An 18,196-nucleotide genomic window follows, 5' to 3' on the forward strand; every position below is an offset into this window, starting at 1 on the left:
AAAATAATTATATTCAAGCTTATGCTATTAATCTATATCCCATTCTTATTGCTACAAAAATAACTAAAAAAGAAGTCATAAGAGCTAGTACTTTGTTCGATAAAAATTTTATATTAAGAAAACTTCCAATTTGTCCACCAATTAAAACAGCAACAAACAAAGGCCAAAAGTTTAAAAATTCTTTTAAAACTATGTCCTTTGTTAAATGTCCTACTATACCAAATACAGAGTTGATCAATATAAATAGAGATGCTGTACTTGTTATATGTTTTGGGTAGCCAGCTTTAATAAGAAATAAAATTGGACTTAAAAAAATTCCTCCACCTATTCCTACTAACCCAGATATAAACCCAATAATTGAACCAATAAAAATAGAAATAACTTTTGAGACTTGTCTAATTACAATCTGATCTTTATTAAAGGATTTACTCTCTAATAATAAAAAAATTCCTGCTATTAGTAGTATAAAGAACAGTAAAATCTCAAATAAATCTTTATCAATCGAAATAGAAGCTCCAAAAAAAGCAAAAGGCACAGATCCAATTAAATAAGGGGCGATTAAATTAATATTGATATTTTTTGTCCTCAAAAAATTTATTGAATTACCAGTAACAACAATAATATTACAAATTAATGCTATAATTGGGAAGATATAGTAAGGGATATCCCAAATTAACATCAAAGCAAGGTAAGTAGACCCACCTCCAAAACCAATGCTAGAGTAAAAAATTGCTGTTATAAAAAAAAATATAGTTAGTATAATCATTTGAAAATTATGATTGTAAATATAGCTTTATTAACTGTAACAGATACAAGGACAATTGATAACGATAAATCAGGTGCAATCCTTGTAGATAAAATTGCTAAAGCTAATCATAAATTGATTGATAGAAAAATTTGCAAAGATAATAAAGATGACATTGTATTAATCTTAAAAGAGTGGACCAATAACAAAAATATTGATGTAATTATTACAACTGGAGGCACAGGTTTAACTGGGAGAGATATTACTCCTGAAGCATTGGGAGAGATTGCTGATAAACACATACCTGGATTTGGCGAAGTATTCAGAACAATTAGTTTAAAAACAGTTGGAACCTCATCAATTCAATCTAGAGCTTGTGCAATCTTATCTAATGGAAAATATATATTTGCATTACCTGGATCTTCTGGAGGTGTTACTGATGCATGGGATGGAATTTTAAAACACCAATTAGATATTAATCACAAGCCTTGTAACTTTGTCGAATTGTTCCCAAGATTAAAAGAAAAATAATTATTTTTGATATTTTTCTTTCCATTCAGAATAAGGCATTCCATAAACATGTTCTCTAGCCTCTAAGTCTGACATGCTTACTCCATTTTTTTCACCTTCCTCTCTAAACCATCTTGATAAACAATTTCTACAAAACCCAGCAAGGTTCATTAAATCAATATTTTGAACATCCTTTCTTTCATCCAAATGTTTTAACAATCTTTCAAATGCAGCTGATTGCAGTTCTTTTTTTTGATTATCATTCATTAATAAATTATTAATCACAAATTAGAGAAGCACAAGATGTAGTATTGATACACCTGCAAGTAGAAAATTATATTTTTAATAAATAGACTTTAGCAGTGTTTATTAGTTTAATTATGAATGGCTATTAAGAAAAAGAAAATAGCAAAATCAAAGACCAAAAAAAAATCTAAATTGGTTAAATCTTCTAGAAAAAAAACTAAAACGAAAAAAAAAGTTGTGACTAAAAAGTCTGCGACTAAGAATCGTTCTAAAAAGTCTAGAAAAAGTTATAAACTAAGTAAAAAAACTAACAAGAGAGAGGTCAAAAACATGAGTGCAGAAGCAATTAAGGTGTCTTCAGTACTAGATACATCTCACTTAAATGTTAAATTTCCATTTAAATCAAAATATGGAAATTACATTAATGGAAAGTTTGTTGAGCCATTATCAGGAAAGTATTTTGATAATCCAAGCCCAATTTCAAACGAGATAATCTGTTCTGTAGCACGATCAAATGAAAAAGATGTTGAGGCAGCATTAGATGCAGCCCATGCAGCATTTAAAGAATGGGGCAAAACGGATATCACAACAAGATCTAATATTTTAAATAAAATAGCTGACAAGATTGAGGAAAACAAAGACATGTTAGCTGTAGCTGAATGTTTAGATAATGGTAAGCCAATCAGAGAATGTATGGCTGCTGATTTGGCACTTGTAATAGATCATTGGAGATATTTTGCAGGTGTAATTAGAGCAGAAGAGGGATCAGTTGCTGAGATAAGCAATTCTCAATACTCTTACAATATTCCTGAGCCACTTGGTGTAGTTGGTCAAATAGTTCCTTGGAACTTTCCATTACTGATGGCAACTTGGAAATTAGCACCAGCACTTGCAGCAGGTAACTGTTCAGTTCTTAAACCGGCAGAACAAACACCAGCATCTATTATGGTAATGATGGAATTAATTGGTGATTTATTACCTCCTGGTGTTGTTAATATCGTAAGTGGTTTTGGATTAGAAGCTGGTAAACCATTAGCTTCATCAAAAAGAGTTGCTAAAGTAGCATTTACTGGTGAGACAACAACTGGAAGATTAATCATGCAGTATGCTGCACAAAATATAATTCCTATAACTTTGGAATTAGGTGGAAAATCTCCAAATATTTTCTTTGAAGATATCATGGATAAAGATGATGATTTTTTAGACAAATGTGTTGAAGGTTTTGTAATGTTTAATCTAAACCAAGGTGAAGTTTGTACTTGTCCTAGTAGAGCATTAGTTCAAGAATCTATTTATGATAAATTTATGGAAAAATGTATTGCTAGAACAAAGGCAGTTGTTCAAGACAATCCTTTGAAAATGGAAACAATGATTGGAGCACAAGCTTCAGTAGAGCAAATGGAGAAAATTAAATCTTTCTTAGATATTGGAAAAAAAGAGGGTGCCAAAGTTCTTACTGGAGGTAGTGAAGCTAAATTAAATAGTGGCTTAGAAAAAGGTAACTATATTCAGCCTACTATTTTTGAGGCCAAGAATAGCATGAGAATTTCTCAAGAAGAGATTTTCGGTCCAGTTGTATCTGTAATTAAATTTAAAGATGAAGCAGACGCATTGGAGATTGCTAACGATACTCTTTATGGCTTAGGCGCGGGTGTTTGGACAAGAAATGGTAATATTGCTTACAGAATGGGTAGAGCAATACAAGCAGGAATAGTATGGACAAATTGTTACCATGCTTATCCAGCTCACTCACCATTTGGAGGTTACAAACAATCTGGAGTAGGAAGAGAAACTCATAAAATGATGCTTAATCATTATAGACAGAATAAGAATCTTCATGTTTCTTATGCTGAGCAAAAATTAGGCTTCTTTTAAACGATAATAATATATACTGGCCCATGATTCTAAGTCATGGGCCGAACATCAAAAATGAAAGTATCTGCAACACAATCAGCGTTAAATCTATTATCACAGCTCCAGGAAAGGTATGGAGAAAAATTAATGTTCCACCAGTCTGGAGGATGTTGTGATGGAAGTGCCCCAATGTGCTTTCCTGAGGGTGAATTTCCTCTTGGTGATAATGATGTAAAACTGGGTGAAATTGGGGGAGTTCCATTCTACATGAATGGTGATCAGTATGAAAAATGGAAACATACAGACCTTACGATTGATGCTGTCAATGGAATTGGAGGAATGTTTTCATTGGATAATGGAACAGGTAAAAGATTTTTAACAAAATCTGAAATTTGCTTAGTAGTGGATAACGATCAAGATAATAAATAAATTTAAATTTTATTTTTATATTTTTCAGAAACGAGTTGTGAAATAATTGATAATGCTATTTCAGATGGTGATTTTCCTCCTAACTTAATACCAATTGGTCCATTTATCATCTCTACATCAGACTTTTTAAAGCCAGCGTCTATCAATCTAAAACATCTTTTTTCGTGTGTTTTTTTACTTCCTAAAGCACCAATATAAAAAAAATTATTTTTTAATGCATATTGTAAAGCAGGATCATCAATTTTTGGATCATGAGTTAAAGTAACCAAAGCTGTCTTTGAATTAGTTTCTATTTCATCAAATGCTTCATTAGGCCATTTATTAATAATTTTCGTATCTGGAAACCTTTCTTTCGATGCAAAATATCCCCTCGGATCAACAATAATAATCTCAAAATTTAAATTTTTTGCAAAATTAATTAAATACATTGAAATATCGACAGCACCTACAACGATTACTTTAATTGGATTTTTAAATGTTTGAACAAATATTTCTGAATTTTCTATTATACCACTTTTGTTTGAATTAAATATTTTTTCTATTTCATCAAAATATTTTGAAAACATCCCAGTAAGATTTATTCCAGGAATAAATATTTCACAATCCCCATTAATCAAATTTGTAATAAGTGCAAATTCTTTTTTTAAAGATTTATTTTTTAAAGTTTCTCTAATTATTTCTATTTTCATTATTTAATTTCTTCAATATAAATTGAAATATCACCACCGCATGCCAAACCTATTTCCCAGGCATTTTCATTTGAAATCTTAAAATCAATTTTTTTACAATCTTTTTTATTCTTAATTAGAGATATACATTCTTCAACAACTTTAGCCTCTATGCATCCTCCAGATACAGATCCTAAAAAATTTCCATCCTCGCTAACTATCATTCTACTGCCTACTCCTAAAGGTGATGAACCCCATGTTTGAATAACAGTTGCTAATGAAACTTTTTTATTTTTTTTTAACCAATTATCAGCTTCTTCAAATATTTTTTTTTCGGTAAAATTATTCATTTATTAAATATCCTTTTAAAGTTTACTCTTAAAAATAGTAAAATTGTTATTATCACAAAGTAAATTAAAGGTTTAAAATATATAGTTTTAGATAACCAAATAAAATGTAAAGAACCAAAAATTGCAATAACATAGATTAATCTGTGTAATTTTTTCCAATTTTGCTTAAGCAACAACATCATTTTTTGAGATGAGGTTAATGTAAGTGGTATTAGTAACAACCAAGCTGCAAATCCAACAAAAATATATTTTTTTTTAACAACATCATCAAAGATTGGTTGCCAGCTAAATCTATAGTCTATGCCTACATAAGTTAATAGATGTAATGATGCATAAAAAAAAACAAATAATCCTAACATTCTTCTTCCTTTTACCCAAAAATTTAAATTAGTTAATTTTTTTAAAGGACTCATTGCTAAGGTTAAACAAATAAAAATTAAAGTCCATTCTCCTGTAAAATGAGTTATTTCTTTTACTGGTTCTGGTCCTAATTTATTAAAAAAAATTTTATAAATTATAATTAAAAATGGAATTGTACTTAATATGAAAACACTCGGCTTAAAATACTTTATCATTAAAAGTACTTTTTCAAATCCATACCAGTATATAAACTTGCTACTTCATCACCATAGCCATTAAACATTAAAGTTTTAACTCTTGGAGCCCAAACACCTTCGCCTATTATTCTTTCAGTTGCTTGAGACCATCTTGGGTGATCAACATTAGGATTAACATTTGAGTAAAATCCATATTCTCTAGGCGAAGCCCACATCCACGATGAGGTTGGCATGTTTTCGACAAATTTAATTTTAACAATTGCTTTTGCACTTTTAAAACCATACTTCCAAGGAATAAAAATTCTTAGTGGTGCTCCGTTTTGATTAGGAAGTTTTTTTCCATATAAACCTGTCACAACTGTTGTTAAAGGATGCATGGCTTCATCAAGTCTTAAACCTTCATTGTAAGGCCAGTTTAAAACAGGGTATCTTTGACCTTTCATTTGTGCAGGGTCATATACACTTTCAAATTCAACAAATTTTGCTTTATTAGTTGGGTTTACTTTTGATAGTAATTTACTTAAAGAAAAACCCATCCATGGAATAACCATAGACCAACCCTCAACACATCTTAATCGATATATTCTTTCCTCAGAAATAAACATTTCTGAAATTTCTTCCATAGATAATTTTATCGGTTTTTCAACTTCACCCTCAATTGCTATATCCCAAGGAGTTGTTTTAAATATTTGAGAATTTCTATGAGGATCACTCTTTGATGTTCCAAACTCATAATAATTATTATAAGTCGTAATGTCTTTATAACTTGTTAATTTATCTCTCTCACTTGCAAAAGATTTATTTACAAAAGGTATAGCGGACATAGCCAGTGAGCTTGCACCAAGACCTAAAGATTTAATGAAAGATCTTCTTTTTTTATAAATACTTTCTGGTGTAATTTCTGAATTTTTAAATTTTATCATTTTAATTATTTAGAGAAACTCCTTTCAACCACTCACTATTCTCATTTTCATAATGTTCTTTTTTCCAAATAGGAGATCTTTTTTTAATTTCTTCAATTATATATCTAGATAAAACAAATGCTTCATCTCTATGTTTGCAAGCTACGCCGATAATAATACTTTTTTCTTTTAAACCCACATATCCTTTAACATGCTCAATAAATACTGCTTTTTCTTTAATATTTAACTTCTTATCTGCTTCACCATAAATTTCTTCAAAACTTTTGATAACCATACTTTCTTTGGTATCATAGGTAATACCAGTAACTGTTTTATTTTCATTTAAATCTCTTACAGTCCCAACAAAATATATTACAGCTCCAAATTTTGATTGGTTTAAAAAATTTTCTGCTTTTGAAATTTCTATCTTCTCTGATTTTGAAGCATCAATAATTTTAGTATGTAGCATTAACCGCCTCCTATAGGAGGTATAATGCTAAAGTTTTGTTTTTTAACTATTTTATAATTATCTGAGACAATTTTATCATCAGACGAACAAAAAGCTGATGATTTAATAATTCTTTTGAAAGTTTCATTTCCTTTAAAATTTAAATCAATAAAATCTATCATCTGGTTTCTGAGATCTTTAATTGAGGAATTTTCTATTAATTCAAAGTCTATATGTGATTTATTACTAAATTCTCTAGCCACGCCAAACAGTTCAACTGATATTTTCATTAAAAAATATTCTTTAAAAAATCTGGTAGTCCATCAGGGTTTTTCCATAACCCACTTTTTCCACCTTCTTTAATTAATAATTTTACGTTATCAATTTGAAGATGTGGATTTACTATTTTGCTTAAATCATAAATTGTAATTAAAGCAGAGTTAACTCCCATTATAGCTTCCATCTCAACACCTGTTTTTGCTACTGCAGAGACAACGCAAAAAACCTCTATTGAACTGTCTAATTCATTCATAATTATTTTAGTAGCCGTGTGGTCAATTGGTAGTGGGTGACATAGAGGAATAAGTTCGCTCGTTTTTTTTACACCCAACACAGCTGATACCTCAGCTAAAGTAATGGGGTCTCCTTTTGGCATCTTCTTATTTTTAATTAGATCAAAAACTTCTTTTCCAACATAAATTTTACCTGATGCTAGAGCTCTTCTAAAGGTTTCTTTTTTTGAAGAAACATCAACCATATTGAAAGAATTTTTTTGAAATATTTCTTTCGCCCAATCTTTAAGTTCTACTTGATTTATAATTTTTAATTTTGACATTAGCCACCTGTGGTAGATAAATTTTTAGTTAAACCAGTTTCACCAAGTTCCAAATGGTGAGATTCTTTTTTAAATTTCATTTGACCCATTATAAGATCTTGTAATTCCTCAATTTGATCATCTTTTTGTAATAAATGTCTTATACTTATTCCAGTATTTCCAAATAGGCATAATCTAAGATCTCCTCTTGATGTAATTCTTAATCTATTACAGCTTCTACAAAAATCTTTTGAGTAGGGTGCTATGATACCAAATTTCCCTTTATATTCTGGATTGATATAGTTTAGTGACGGTCCAGCATCTTTACCAAAGGTTTGATAAATCCAATTATTTTTATTTAAGTATTCTTTGAAAATTTTTGAAGATACATGATATTTTTTAAAATAATCTAGGTTATCACCTGTTTGCATTAGTTCTATATATCGAAAATCCACATTATTCTTTTTTATAAATTTTCCCCAAGACTCAAAATCTTTTTCTGATGCATTTATTCCATTTAAAAGAACTGCATTAATCTTAATATTTTCAAAATTTAAATCTTGTAGGATGTTAATTCCTTTTAAAATCTCTGGTAATCGATCATGACCTGTAACATTTTTGAATGTATTTCTATCTAGACTATCAATGCTAATGTTAATGCCGTTTAAGCCACTATCTACTAACATCTTTGCTTTTTCATCTAAATGATAACCGTTTGTGGTAATTACAACCTTTTTTATTCCAGCTTCATTTTTTAAGATCTTGATTATATCAAAAAAATCTTTTCTTACCGTTGGTTCACCTCCAGTAAGTCTAATTTTGCATACACCCAATTTTGAAAAAACTTTTGCCAGACGTCTAATTTCCTCTAAGTGAAGAAACTTTCTATTATCGCGTTTATCAACTTGATAACCACTAGGCAGACAATACCCACACTTAAAATTACATACATCGGTAATCGAAAGTCTTATATATGGAAAAGACCTACCAAAACTATCTCTTAACATTTTCATTTAAGTTAAAGCTATCATAATTAATAAAATTAATCATGATAGAATTAACTTAAAATCTAGCTTTAACCTGCTGGTTTATAATTAGCCATAGCTTTTGATGCCATGCCGGCAGCTTTACCCATATCCATTTCCTCTAATATGGTAAAATTTGTTATAGCTCCAGAAGCTTCAACTGCTAACTTAACTGCTGCTGCACCTTCAAATCCAATACTACCACTCACAACTCCTACAAAATCATAAGCTCCTCTTGTGATCATAAAAGATTCCATCTTTCCTCCTACTGCCTCTGATAAAGCAGTAGCTGCTGCAGCTCTGTCTTGGTCTGGATTACCTATAAATCCTTTAAAAGCTTGAGCAGTGTAATTGCCCATTACTATAAATTTAGCCATAGTTCCTCCTTTACTTAAATTTAACATTATAAGAAAAAAAACATCAATGAGAAAATTACATATTTGTTATGTTATGTTTAAATGTATATGTTCAACTAATGCTAGATTTATTAAATAATTATAAAATATATAATTTTATAATATGAATTTAAAAATCAACAATTTAGATAAATCAGAAATTGACAAAATAGTACATCTTTATAAACAAAAAAAATTTGATGACGCATTAGTATTGTCTAACAAACTTTTAAAAAAAGAAAAAAATATACCTTTTTTGTTTAACTTAAATGGGCTTATAAATTTAAGTTTAGAAAATTGGGAGAATTCTGTTCAAGTATTTCAACAAGCTATTGATTGTGATGATAAATTTGTTGAGGCATATAATAATATAGGGATTGCTTATAGTCATTTGGGCAAAGAAGATAAAGCTATAGAAAATTATAATAAAGCAATAGAAATAAAAAAAGACTATTCAAATGCTTATAACAATTTAGCATCTCATTATGATGATTTAGGGAAGTATGATCAAGCAGTCAAAAATTATGTCAATGCCTTAAAATTTAATTCAGATCATTTACAAGCCCAAAATAATCTAATTCACTTAATGAATTTTTTTAATCCAGAAAATGATGAAAAAAATTCAATCATTAGAGCTAATCACGATATTAAAAATATTGATACTAAAATCTCTATATTAAATAAAATTTCACTAAGAGAATTGAATGATTATTTAATAAAGTGTAATCACATATTAAAGAAAAACTTAAAAAATTTATCTTTTTTTGACTCACAAATTCACAGAAGAAATGGGTTTAATCTAAATTGTGATCGACATCATAAGGCATTTAACAAATTCAAAATAATACCAAAATATTGCTTTGGTTGTATCAAAGTTCAAATTAATTTAACAACTGTGGTTCAATTGTTGAAACTTTATTTTATATTTGATCAAATTAGTTTCCCTAATGATAATATTAGAAAGTCATTTATCGAGTTAAGACCGGGTATACCAGGAACCTACAAAGGTCTTGTTTATTGTGAGTCAGTAGAAGAAGCGCAAAAAATTATTGATATTTTAGAGCCCTATATGGCTAAGTTAATCGAAAAAAATTTTAATTTATCAATAAAAAGAGGATGTACAGAATTTGATTTAGTATTTCCAGGTTATAAAGATATTAATAATTTGAATAAAGTGAATTACGATAAAGAATGGAAAATTAAAGAAGAATTGATTGATGAAGAAATTTTTAATGGTAGTAAAAAAGGAAAAAAATTTTTTAGTAGAAGCTTATCTGGTGTTTGTTTGGGAGATATCTTAACTATGAATAATTGGTTAAATTATGCAAAATTAATTAATGACCAGACATATAAGGATATCACAAGTGAAATATTTTTTTCAGAATATATATTTCAAGCTGTAAATAGAAGAAATACTCAAAATTAATATTAAAAATTATATAAACAGACTATTTCGATCCAAAAATAATGAAATATACTACTAGCCTGGTGTATAAATTCTCTCAGCCTCAGGATCTCTGCTTGAATATGGTAAGTTAAGAATCTCATACCAAAATTGATTTGGAATATTTAAATTTGCCCATTCAAGGTTTTTTTCAATACTTTGTACACTAGTTACACCACAGAGAGTTGATGTTATTCTTTTATCTCTCATTGAAAATTGTAATGCTGCCGCTCCAATTTCAATATTATAATTTTTACAAATTTTCTCAATTTCTCTAGCTGGTGCTAATTTTTCCTCAGAAACATCTTGGTAAGTTATTTTTTTGAAATTACTAGGTCCCTTAGCTAAAACCCCTCCTGCATAGGGAGCAGCATTTATTATAGCTATATTTTTACTGTAAGCATAATCGTACATGTCGTTAGCTTCTCTGTTAAGCAATGTATACCTATTATGATTTATTAAAACATCAAAATCCCAATTTTTAATCATCGGAAACATTATGTCTATTTTTCCCATGGCTAAGCCTACAGCTTTTGTTAGTCCTTCCTCCTTTAGCTTAAATAATTCATCAAATGCACCGTCCTTTTTTTTAATATCATTAATATCTTTCACATATTCAGGATCGTGAAGAAAAAGTAAGTCTACTTTATCCACTGACATTGTTTTTAAACTCTCCTCAATAGATTCTCTGGTTCTTTTTTTGTCTAGAACAAGTGTTTTCATATCTCTATCAATTTTAGTTGATAAAACAAAGTTTTTTGGCCAACCTCCTATTTTTTTAATAGCGCTGCCAATTCTTTTTTCACTCTCTCCCATTGCATAATTTCTTGATGTATCAAGCATATTTACTGGCCCTTCAAAAAATCTACTCAGAGTTTCTAAAGCTCTTTCTTCTGAAACTTCATATCCATAAGTATCTGGCATACTTCCTAATGAAGATGTACCAAAGCTTAATTCAGTAACTTCAACACCAGTATTTTTAATTTTATTTTTTTTTAATGAAAAACTATTCATGTTAAAATTTTATATTAACAACTTTTCCACTTTTCAAAGATTTATATGCAGCATTTGCAATAATTAACGCTTTCTTTCCATCGTCAAATGTAACTTTGGGTTTTGTTTTTTTTAATACACATTTTACAAATTCATTAAATTGATCTTTGTATGCCTGTTCATATCTTTCCATAAAAAAAAAATGAATTGGATCTTTTATGTTTGTTGATTTATTTGTGAACTTTTCAACTGAATTAGGAACTTGGTTATTTGATATTACCATTCCTTTGCTTCCAAAGATTTCAACCCTTTGATCATATCCATATACAGCTCTTCTCGAATTATTTATATGAATTAAAACTCCTTTTTTTGACTTCAAAATAAACATAGCAGTGTCTTGATCTTTAATTTTTTTTGCATGTTTATCAAACAGAGCTTCGCCAAATGCTGAAATTTGAACTACAGGATCATTTCCTAAAATAAATCTGGTTAAATCGAAATCATGAATTGTGGCATCTCTGAAAAATCCTCCTGCAGCCTTTAAATAATCCATACTTGGAGGTTGAGGGTCACGACTTGTTATAACAACCATTTCCAAATTACCAATTTCTTTATTTAAACAAGCTTTTTGAACTTTTGCATGACTTAGGTCAAATCTCCTATTAAATCCAATCTGTATTGGTACTTTATAATTCTTAATATTCTTTTCACATTGACTCACTTTTTTAATATTCAAATCAATTGGCTTTTCACAGAATATTGCTTTTCCTGATTTTGCTGCAGTTGTTATAAATTTAGTATGAGTTGGAGTAGCTGACGCTATTAAAACTGCATCGATATCTTTTGAATTTATTGCTTGCTCTGGGGATTTGGCTTTTGCACAGCTAGTTAATTTAACTACATCATTTGCTAATTTAGAATTAACATCATAAACATATTTTAAGTTGGTTTTTGGGTGTGCGTTTATAATTTTCGCGTGCATATTTCCAATTCTACCTGCACCTATTAGAGAAAAATTTAGCATAATAAAATAGAACAGAATTAAAATTAAAATCAAGGTACATTTTGGAAATAAACAATGTAGTATTAAAAATAAAAAATTCTTGATGCCAATTAAACCATATTCTATGAATAAATATTGATATAAAAAATTAATAAAGTTATGACTGTAAAATTAGGAGTTGCACCAATAGCCTGGAGTAATGATGATATGCCTGAACTTGGAGGCGAAACACCATTAGTACAATGTCTATCTGAAGCGAGACAAGCAGGATTTATAGGAATAGAGTTTGGAGGAAAATTTCCTAAAACATCTGAGGAGTTAATTCCGATTTTAAACAAATTTAATTTAAATCTTTGTTCTGGATGGTATGGAGCAAATTTACGAACAAATACAGTAGATGAAGAAAAAGCTATAATTCAAGCTCAATTAAAATTATTTAAAGATTGTAATTCACCCTGTATCGTTTTTGCAGAAGTATCTGGTTCAATTCAAGGAGATCCAAATAAAAAATTGTCTACAAGGCCAAAAATGAATTTAGAAGAGTCAAAGAAATATTATGAAAAAATTTCAGAAATGGGAAAATATCTTCAGGACAAAGGAATGCCACTTGCTTTCCATCATCACATGGGTACCGTTATAGAAAGTCAAGATGATACAGTAAGGTTGTTAGAAAATACTGATGATACTGTTAAATTGACTCTGGACACTGGTCATATGCTATTTGCACAAGGAAATTCGTTAGAAATTTTAAAAAATTTTGGTGAAAGAGTAATTCATATTCATTGTAAAGATATAAGAAAAGATATTTTAGAGAAATCTTTAAAAGAAGATTTTAGCTTTAGAGAAGCTTTTTTAGAGGGAGCTTTCACTGTCCCAGGTGATGGGTGCATTGATTATAAGCCTCTATTTGATGTTTTAAAAAAAAATAATTATTCAGGGTGGCTAGTTGTTGAAGCAGAACAAGATCCTGCCAAAGCTAATCCATTTGAATACGCAAAAATTGGTTATAATTATCTGGCAGATACCCTGAGTAAGAGTAGAATTAATATTTATAAAAAATAATAATTTTTATATTCTATAATTTAACAATTTTTGATTTTTCCAGCTTTTCATTAAAAAAATCAATAATATTTTGAATTGTTTCTTTTCCCATCCTAGTCATGCATTCTTCTGTGAATGCAGCGGTATGTGGACTTAAAAAAACTTTATTATTTTTAAGTAAAGGATTATCTGAGTCAGGTGGCTCAATCTCAAAAACATCTAAACCAGCTCCAAGAATTAAATTTTCATTTAAAGCTTTATCTAGATCAATTTCATTTATAACTCCACCTCTTGCAGCATTGATTATAATGCAATTTTTTTTCATATTTTTTAGTAAATCATAATTGATAATATTCTTAGTTTTTTCATTAAGTGGCACATGAAGGGATATAGCATCCATGCTTTTCGAGGCATCTTCTAAACTATCTACTTTTGTACCACCGTGTTTTTCAATTATTTCTTTAGATACGAATGGATCATAGACGAAAACTTTCATTTCAAATCCATGACATCTTTTTATCAAAGCTTGTCCAATACGACCAAATCCAGCAATCAATATATTTTTATTCCACAATTCAACTGTTTTGGGTAATTTATTTCGATCATTGAATTTGCCGCTTTTAACAGTTTCATCATACATATTTCCTTTTTTAGAAATATTTAGCAGCATAAACATTACATGTTCAGCTACAGCTACTGCATTTGCAGTTGCTGTGATAGCAAGAGTGATATTATTTTTTTTAGTGCTCTCTAAGTCTATATTGTCATAACCAACACCATGTCTTGAAATAATTTTTAATTTAGTTGAGCTTTCTATAACTTCACCAGTAAGTTTTGCAGTCCTGATAGAAATACCATCACAATCCTTTATCTTAGATTTTAAAAATTCGTTATCTGTATTTTCCACTATTTCAAATTCATAATCAGAATTATTTTCTAATAATTTTATACCCTCAGTGTGAATAGGCTGAATAATTAAAATTTTTTTTTTAATACTCATAGTTCAGTTTTAATAAGAACTTTCTAATACGAAAATTAATTTAAAATGTAAATTACTTTTTACATACCCCAACGCATAGCTGCAGTATGTACAGGTGAATCCCAATTTTTTAAAATTTCCTCATCACATTTTAGGAGTGTTATAGATGCTCCTTGCATTTCAAGTGATGTACAATAATTACCAACTAAATTTCTTGTGATTTCAATACCTTTAGATTTTAACATTTCACAAGCATCATCGTATACTAAATATAATTCAGTAAGTGGGGTTCCGCCCATACCATTTACAAAAAGAAGTGTCTTTTCATTTTTTTGTGGTTTTAAATCATCAAGTATAGCTTCCAACATATTATTTACTATTGTTTTAGATGGTTGAATTTTTTCTCTTTTTCTTCCAGGTTCACCGTGTATACCTACTCCAAATTCCATTTCATCATTTCCAATATCAAAAGTTGGTTTGCCTGCAGCAGGAACTGTGCAACTAGTAAAAGCAACGCCCATAGTTCCTGAGTTTTTGTTTACTTTTTCGCCAAGTTTTTTACATTCTTCTAACGAACCTCCATTCTCGGCAAGTGATCCAACTATCTTTTCGACCAAAACTGTTGCAGCCACACCTCTTCTACCAGTTGTGAACGTAGAGTCTTCAACAGCCACATCGTCATTAGTAATGATACTATCATTTTTACCTGAGTACATTTCTGCACCCATTTGAAAATTCATAATATCTCCAGAATAATTTTTAACTATGAATAAAACACCAGCTCCGCTATCCACATGTTCAGCAGCAGCTTGCATTTGATCTGGTGTAGGCGCTGAAAAAACAAAACCTGGACATGCTGCATCTAGCATTCCATGGCCAACAAAACCACCGTGCATCGGTTCATGTCCACTTCCTCCACCTGAAATTAAAGATACTTTTCCTTCTTTGGTTTTTGTCTTTCTAGAAATGAAGTTTGGCTCAAAATTTACTTTAATTATATCCCTATGTGCTTTACCAAATCCATTAAGACTTTCTTTTAAAAAATCATCAACATTATTTATAAATTTTTTCATATTTCCTCCTATTTATTAATTAGTGATTTGCATATTGTATCGATTATAAGTTGTGATGAACGAGCTCCTGGATCTATATGACCTTTGGCACGTTCTCCTAAAAATGAAGCTCTACCTTTGGTAGCCAGCATGTCTTTTGTTGCTAACATTCTATCTTCGGCAATTTTTGTTATCTCACTTAACCCTTCTTTCATATCCGTATTACCACTTTTTAATTCATTAAGTTTTTCTGATACTGGAATTAAAACATCCATCATTGTTTTTTCTCCAACATCAGCTTTTCCTCTTTCCTTCATTGCATTTATTCCCGTTATAACCATTTCACATGCTTTTTTAAAATCTATATCTTTATCTAGATCTGGTGTTTTAGCCATAGACATAAAGAAAGTTCCAAACAAAGCTCCAGAAGAGCCACCAATACCTGACAAAACTTTCATAGCAATCATATTTAACCCTTTTTGTAAGGGTAGGTTTTTAATGTCATCTTCAAGCTCAACTACTAACTTAAGACCTCTTTGCACGTTAAATATATGATCCCCATCTCCAATATTTTGATCTAGTGCCTCAATTTCTGCTGCATTTTCATCAATGACTATTTGAATATTCTTTGCTTGAGAAATTAAAAAATTAACGCTCATAAATTCTTTGGTCCCCGTTATCAAATTTTAAAACTTTATTTGTATTAATGTCAAAATTAATTTTTTCATTTATTGATGATTTATAGATACCCTGAATTGAAGCTAATATTTCATTGTCTTGAAAATTGATAGCTACAACAGTCTCTGATCCTAAATTTTCTGTAGAAATAACTTTTCCTTCGTATGGCCCATTACCTAATTCTATATTTTCTGGTCTAAGCCCAATTTTTGTTATGTTGTTATCGAGTTTAAACAAAGAACCAGGTAAAATATTTATTTTTGGTGAACCTAATCTTTGAGATACATAAATTGAATTTGGATTTTCATAAATTTCTTCAGGAGTTCCAATCTGAACAATTTTGCCTTCTTTTAAAACCCCAATTTTATCTGCTAATGTTGTTGCTTCAGCCTGATCATGTGTAACATACAAAATAGTAGCGTTTAGATTTAATTGAATATTTTTTAATTCTACTCTAAGAGTTTCTCTTAGTTTAGCATCTAATGAGGAAAGTGGTTCATCCATCAAATAAATATTTGGTTTACGAACTAGAGCTCTACCAATAGCTACTCTTTGCATTTCTCCACCAGAAAGTTCTGTAGCTTTATTTTTTAATTTGTTTGTAATTTTGAGCATTTCAGCAATTTTCTCTACTTTATTTTTTATTTCTTCCTCAGGAAGTTTTCTCATTGGAGACCTCAAAGGAAAAGCAAGATTTTCATAAACGGTATAATGAGGATAAAGAGAGTATTGTTGAAAAACAAAAGATACATCTCTTGAAGCAGGTTGATCATGAGTTATGTTTTCATCATCAAATAATACATCTCCAGAATCAATTTTTTCTAAACCGGCTATACATCTTAGTGTTGTAGTTTTACCGGCACCAGATGGACCTAGTAATACAAAAAATTGACCATCTTCAATCGTAAGATTTATATCCTCCAAAGCTGTAATTTTTTTATTATAAGTTTTAAATAATTTTCTTAATTCTACTTTTGCCATTATTTTATAAACTCACTGTTTAAAGACTTGTCTGTCAGACCGTCAAAAATAATAATATTGTTATTTAAAGGTTTGACCTGCACATTTTCATTCAATTTAACGTTAATAGAAATATCTGTTTTAACTTTAATTTCACCTAAACTTGTTCTAATTGTAATTATTTTTCTTGATCCTAAATACTCTACTCCAAAAACTGAACCTTTTAGACCTTCATTATTATTTAAAGTTAAATTTTCTGGACGTATACCAAAGAAATTTTTACTTCCTCTTGATTCCTCAAGTTGTTTGGGAATATCAAATTTAGCTCCTTCGATATTTACAAATGATTGATCTTTAGAAATTCCCTCATTAACTTCAAAAAAGTTCATACCTGGAGATCCAATAAATGAGGCCACAAATTTAGTTTTAGGTTTATTGTAAATAATATTAGGCTCATCAGCTTGCAATATTTCACCACCATCCATAACTGCAATTCGGTCAGCTAATGACATTGCTTCTAACTGATCATGTGTTACATAAACTGTAGTTGCTCCAATATCTAAATGTAGTTTTTTTAATTCTAGACACATTAATTCTCTAAATTCAGCATCCAAAGTCCCCAATGGCTCGTCCATTAAAAATGCTTTTGGTCTTCTAACTAGTGCTCTGCCTAAAGCTACACGTTGTCTATCTCCACCTGAAAGAGAGGAAATGTTAGAATTTAAAATATGATCAATTCTTAAAAGTTTTGCTGCTTCTTCAACTCTACTTTTGATATCACCTTTTTTATAACCTTGCATTTTTAGGGGAAATGATAAGTTGTTTCTAACATTCATGTGTGGATAGAGAGCAAATAATTGAAAAACAAAAGCAATATCTCTTTCTGATGCTCTTAACATTCCAACCTCTTCATCTCCAAGATATATCTCACCAGATGTAGGTAATTCTAATCCTGCAATCATTCGAAGTGTTGTAGTTTTTCCACAACCAGAGGGTCCAAGTAAAACAAAGAACTCTTTATCATTAATTGTTAAATTAGAATTTTTAACTGCAGTAAAATCTCCAAATGATTTTTGTAAATTTACTATTTTAATTTGAGACAT

Annotated in this window: 23 protein-coding genes; 5 read left to right on the forward strand and 18 right to left on the reverse strand. The window is 29.6% G+C overall.

The features are described from left to right. Positions 1–19 precede the first annotated feature (19 nt). Entirely contained in the window at positions 20–766 is a 747-nt protein-coding gene (locus ACTT9R_RS06455) for a sulfite exporter TauE/SafE family protein (RefSeq protein WP_440927189.1), read from the reverse strand. A 9-nt stretch (positions 767–775) separates the two neighbouring features. Between ACTT9R_RS06455 and ACTT9R_RS06460 the strand changes: the two genes are divergently transcribed. After that, positions 776–1,276 carry a molybdenum cofactor synthesis domain-containing protein gene (locus tag ACTT9R_RS06460; RefSeq protein ID WP_440927190.1) on the forward strand — a complete coding sequence of 167 codons (501 nt, stop codon included), beginning with the start codon at positions 776–778 and terminating at the stop codon, positions 1,274–1,276. On the opposite strand, the gene ACTT9R_RS06465 is transcribed toward ACTT9R_RS06460, so the two are convergent. Further along, positions 1,277–1,522, reverse strand: coding sequence for a DUF1244 domain-containing protein (locus ACTT9R_RS06465; protein ID WP_440927191.1), 246 nt, complete (start codon positions 1,520–1,522; stop codon positions 1,277–1,279). A 309-nt stretch (positions 1,523–1,831) separates the two neighbouring features. Between ACTT9R_RS06465 and ACTT9R_RS06470 the strand changes: the two genes are divergently transcribed. After that, positions 1,832–3,376, forward strand: a complete 1,545-nt coding sequence (locus ACTT9R_RS06470; protein WP_440927334.1) for an aldehyde dehydrogenase family protein — start codon at positions 1,832–1,834, stop codon at positions 3,374–3,376. 54 nt (positions 3,377–3,430) lie between these two features. Further along, entirely contained in the window at positions 3,431–3,784 is a 354-nt protein-coding gene (locus tag ACTT9R_RS06475; RefSeq protein ID WP_440927192.1) for a DUF779 domain-containing protein, read from the forward strand. A 2-nt stretch (positions 3,785–3,786) separates the two neighbouring features. On the opposite strand, the gene ACTT9R_RS06480 is transcribed toward ACTT9R_RS06475, so the two are convergent. The 9 genes from ACTT9R_RS06480 to ACTT9R_RS06520 form a co-directional block, all read right to left on the reverse strand. After that, entirely contained in the window at positions 3,787–4,473 is a 687-nt protein-coding gene (locus tag ACTT9R_RS06480; RefSeq protein ID WP_440927193.1) for an XdhC family protein, read from the reverse strand. Continuing rightward, positions 4,473–4,802 (reverse strand): XdhC family protein, encoded by a 330-nt coding sequence (locus ACTT9R_RS06485; protein ID WP_440927194.1) that lies wholly within the window; start codon positions 4,800–4,802, stop codon positions 4,473–4,475. Before ACTT9R_RS06485 ends, ACTT9R_RS06480 begins: the two co-directional genes overlap by 1 nt. Next, entirely contained in the window at positions 4,799–5,377 is a 579-nt protein-coding gene (locus ACTT9R_RS06490; protein ID WP_440927195.1) for a sulfite oxidase heme-binding subunit YedZ, read from the reverse strand. Before ACTT9R_RS06490 ends, ACTT9R_RS06485 begins: the two co-directional genes overlap by 4 nt. Next, the gene (gene msrP / locus ACTT9R_RS06495) at positions 5,377–6,282 is read right to left on the reverse strand and encodes a protein-methionine-sulfoxide reductase catalytic subunit MsrP (RefSeq protein ID WP_440927196.1); all 906 of its coding nucleotides are present in this window, start codon (positions 6,280–6,282) and stop codon (positions 5,377–5,379) included. The genes ACTT9R_RS06490 and msrP overlap by 1 nt, the downstream gene beginning before the upstream one ends. 1 nt (position 6,283) lies before the next feature. Continuing rightward, a complete protein-coding gene (locus tag ACTT9R_RS06500; protein ID WP_440927197.1) occupies positions 6,284–6,730 on the reverse strand; it encodes a molybdopterin synthase catalytic subunit in 447 nt (148 codons plus the stop codon). Further along, the gene (locus tag ACTT9R_RS06505) at positions 6,730–6,999 is read right to left on the reverse strand and encodes a MoaD/ThiS family protein (RefSeq protein WP_440927198.1); all 270 of its coding nucleotides are present in this window, start codon (positions 6,997–6,999) and stop codon (positions 6,730–6,732) included. Before ACTT9R_RS06505 ends, ACTT9R_RS06500 begins: the two co-directional genes overlap by 1 nt. Next, a complete protein-coding gene (moaC, locus tag ACTT9R_RS06510; RefSeq protein ID WP_440927199.1) occupies positions 6,999–7,544 on the reverse strand; it encodes a cyclic pyranopterin monophosphate synthase MoaC in 546 nt (181 codons plus the stop codon). The genes ACTT9R_RS06505 and moaC overlap by 1 nt, the downstream gene beginning before the upstream one ends. Then, positions 7,544–8,536 carry a GTP 3',8-cyclase MoaA gene (gene moaA, locus ACTT9R_RS06515; RefSeq protein ID WP_440927200.1) on the reverse strand — a complete coding sequence of 331 codons (993 nt, stop codon included), beginning with the start codon at positions 8,534–8,536 and terminating at the stop codon, positions 7,544–7,546. Before moaA ends, moaC begins: the two co-directional genes overlap by 1 nt. Positions 8,537–8,598: 62 nt before the next feature. Further along, positions 8,599–8,925 (reverse strand): GYD domain-containing protein, encoded by a 327-nt coding sequence (locus tag ACTT9R_RS06520; protein ID WP_075504306.1) that lies wholly within the window; start codon positions 8,923–8,925, stop codon positions 8,599–8,601. Positions 8,926–9,067: 142 nt separating this feature from the next. Between ACTT9R_RS06520 and ACTT9R_RS06525 the strand changes: the two genes are divergently transcribed. Then, on the forward strand, positions 9,068–10,369 hold the full coding sequence (locus tag ACTT9R_RS06525; protein WP_440927201.1) for a tetratricopeptide repeat protein: 1,302 nt from the start codon (positions 9,068–9,070) through the stop codon (positions 10,367–10,369). Positions 10,370–10,423: 54 nt separating this feature from the next. Here the strand turns inward: ACTT9R_RS06525 and ACTT9R_RS06530 are convergent, their stop codons facing one another. Next, on the reverse strand, positions 10,424–11,401 hold the full coding sequence (locus ACTT9R_RS06530) for an aldo/keto reductase (RefSeq protein WP_440927202.1): 978 nt from the start codon (positions 11,399–11,401) through the stop codon (positions 10,424–10,426). A 1-nt stretch (position 11,402) separates the two neighbouring features. Next, entirely contained in the window at positions 11,403–12,404 is a 1,002-nt protein-coding gene (gene iolG / locus ACTT9R_RS06535) for an inositol 2-dehydrogenase (RefSeq protein WP_440927203.1), read from the reverse strand. A gap of 138 nt (positions 12,405–12,542) precedes the next feature. On the opposite strand from iolG, the gene iolE reads away from it, so the two are divergent. Beyond that, positions 12,543–13,445, forward strand: coding sequence for a myo-inosose-2 dehydratase (gene iolE / locus ACTT9R_RS06540; RefSeq protein WP_440927204.1), 903 nt, complete (start codon positions 12,543–12,545; stop codon positions 13,443–13,445). Positions 13,446–13,458: 13 nt separating this feature from the next. On the opposite strand, the gene ACTT9R_RS06545 is transcribed toward iolE, so the two are convergent. The 5 genes from ACTT9R_RS06545 to ACTT9R_RS06565 are packed head-to-tail and all read right to left on the reverse strand — an operon-like array spanning position 13,459 to position 18,196. Further along, positions 13,459–14,424, reverse strand: coding sequence for a hydroxyacid dehydrogenase (locus tag ACTT9R_RS06545; RefSeq protein WP_440927205.1), 966 nt, complete (start codon positions 14,422–14,424; stop codon positions 13,459–13,461). 59 nt (positions 14,425–14,483) lie between these two features. Then, on the reverse strand, positions 14,484–15,476 hold the full coding sequence (gene dhaK, locus ACTT9R_RS06550) for a dihydroxyacetone kinase subunit DhaK (RefSeq protein ID WP_440927206.1): 993 nt from the start codon (positions 15,474–15,476) through the stop codon (positions 14,484–14,486). Between the two features lie 8 nt (positions 15,477–15,484). After that, positions 15,485–16,114 carry a dihydroxyacetone kinase subunit DhaL gene (gene dhaL, locus ACTT9R_RS06555; protein ID WP_440927207.1) on the reverse strand — a complete coding sequence of 210 codons (630 nt, stop codon included), beginning with the start codon at positions 16,112–16,114 and terminating at the stop codon, positions 15,485–15,487. After that, a complete protein-coding gene (locus ACTT9R_RS06560; protein ID WP_440927208.1) occupies positions 16,104–17,114 on the reverse strand; it encodes an ABC transporter ATP-binding protein in 1,011 nt (336 codons plus the stop codon). The genes dhaL and ACTT9R_RS06560 overlap by 11 nt, the downstream gene beginning before the upstream one ends. Then, positions 17,114–18,196, reverse strand: coding sequence for an ABC transporter ATP-binding protein (locus tag ACTT9R_RS06565; protein WP_440927209.1), 1,083 nt, complete (start codon positions 18,194–18,196; stop codon positions 17,114–17,116). The genes ACTT9R_RS06560 and ACTT9R_RS06565 overlap by 1 nt, the downstream gene beginning before the upstream one ends.

It is taken from the genome of Candidatus Pelagibacter sp. (assembly GCF_052049835.1).
GTDB lineage: Bacteria > Pseudomonadota > Alphaproteobacteria > Pelagibacterales > Pelagibacteraceae > Pelagibacter.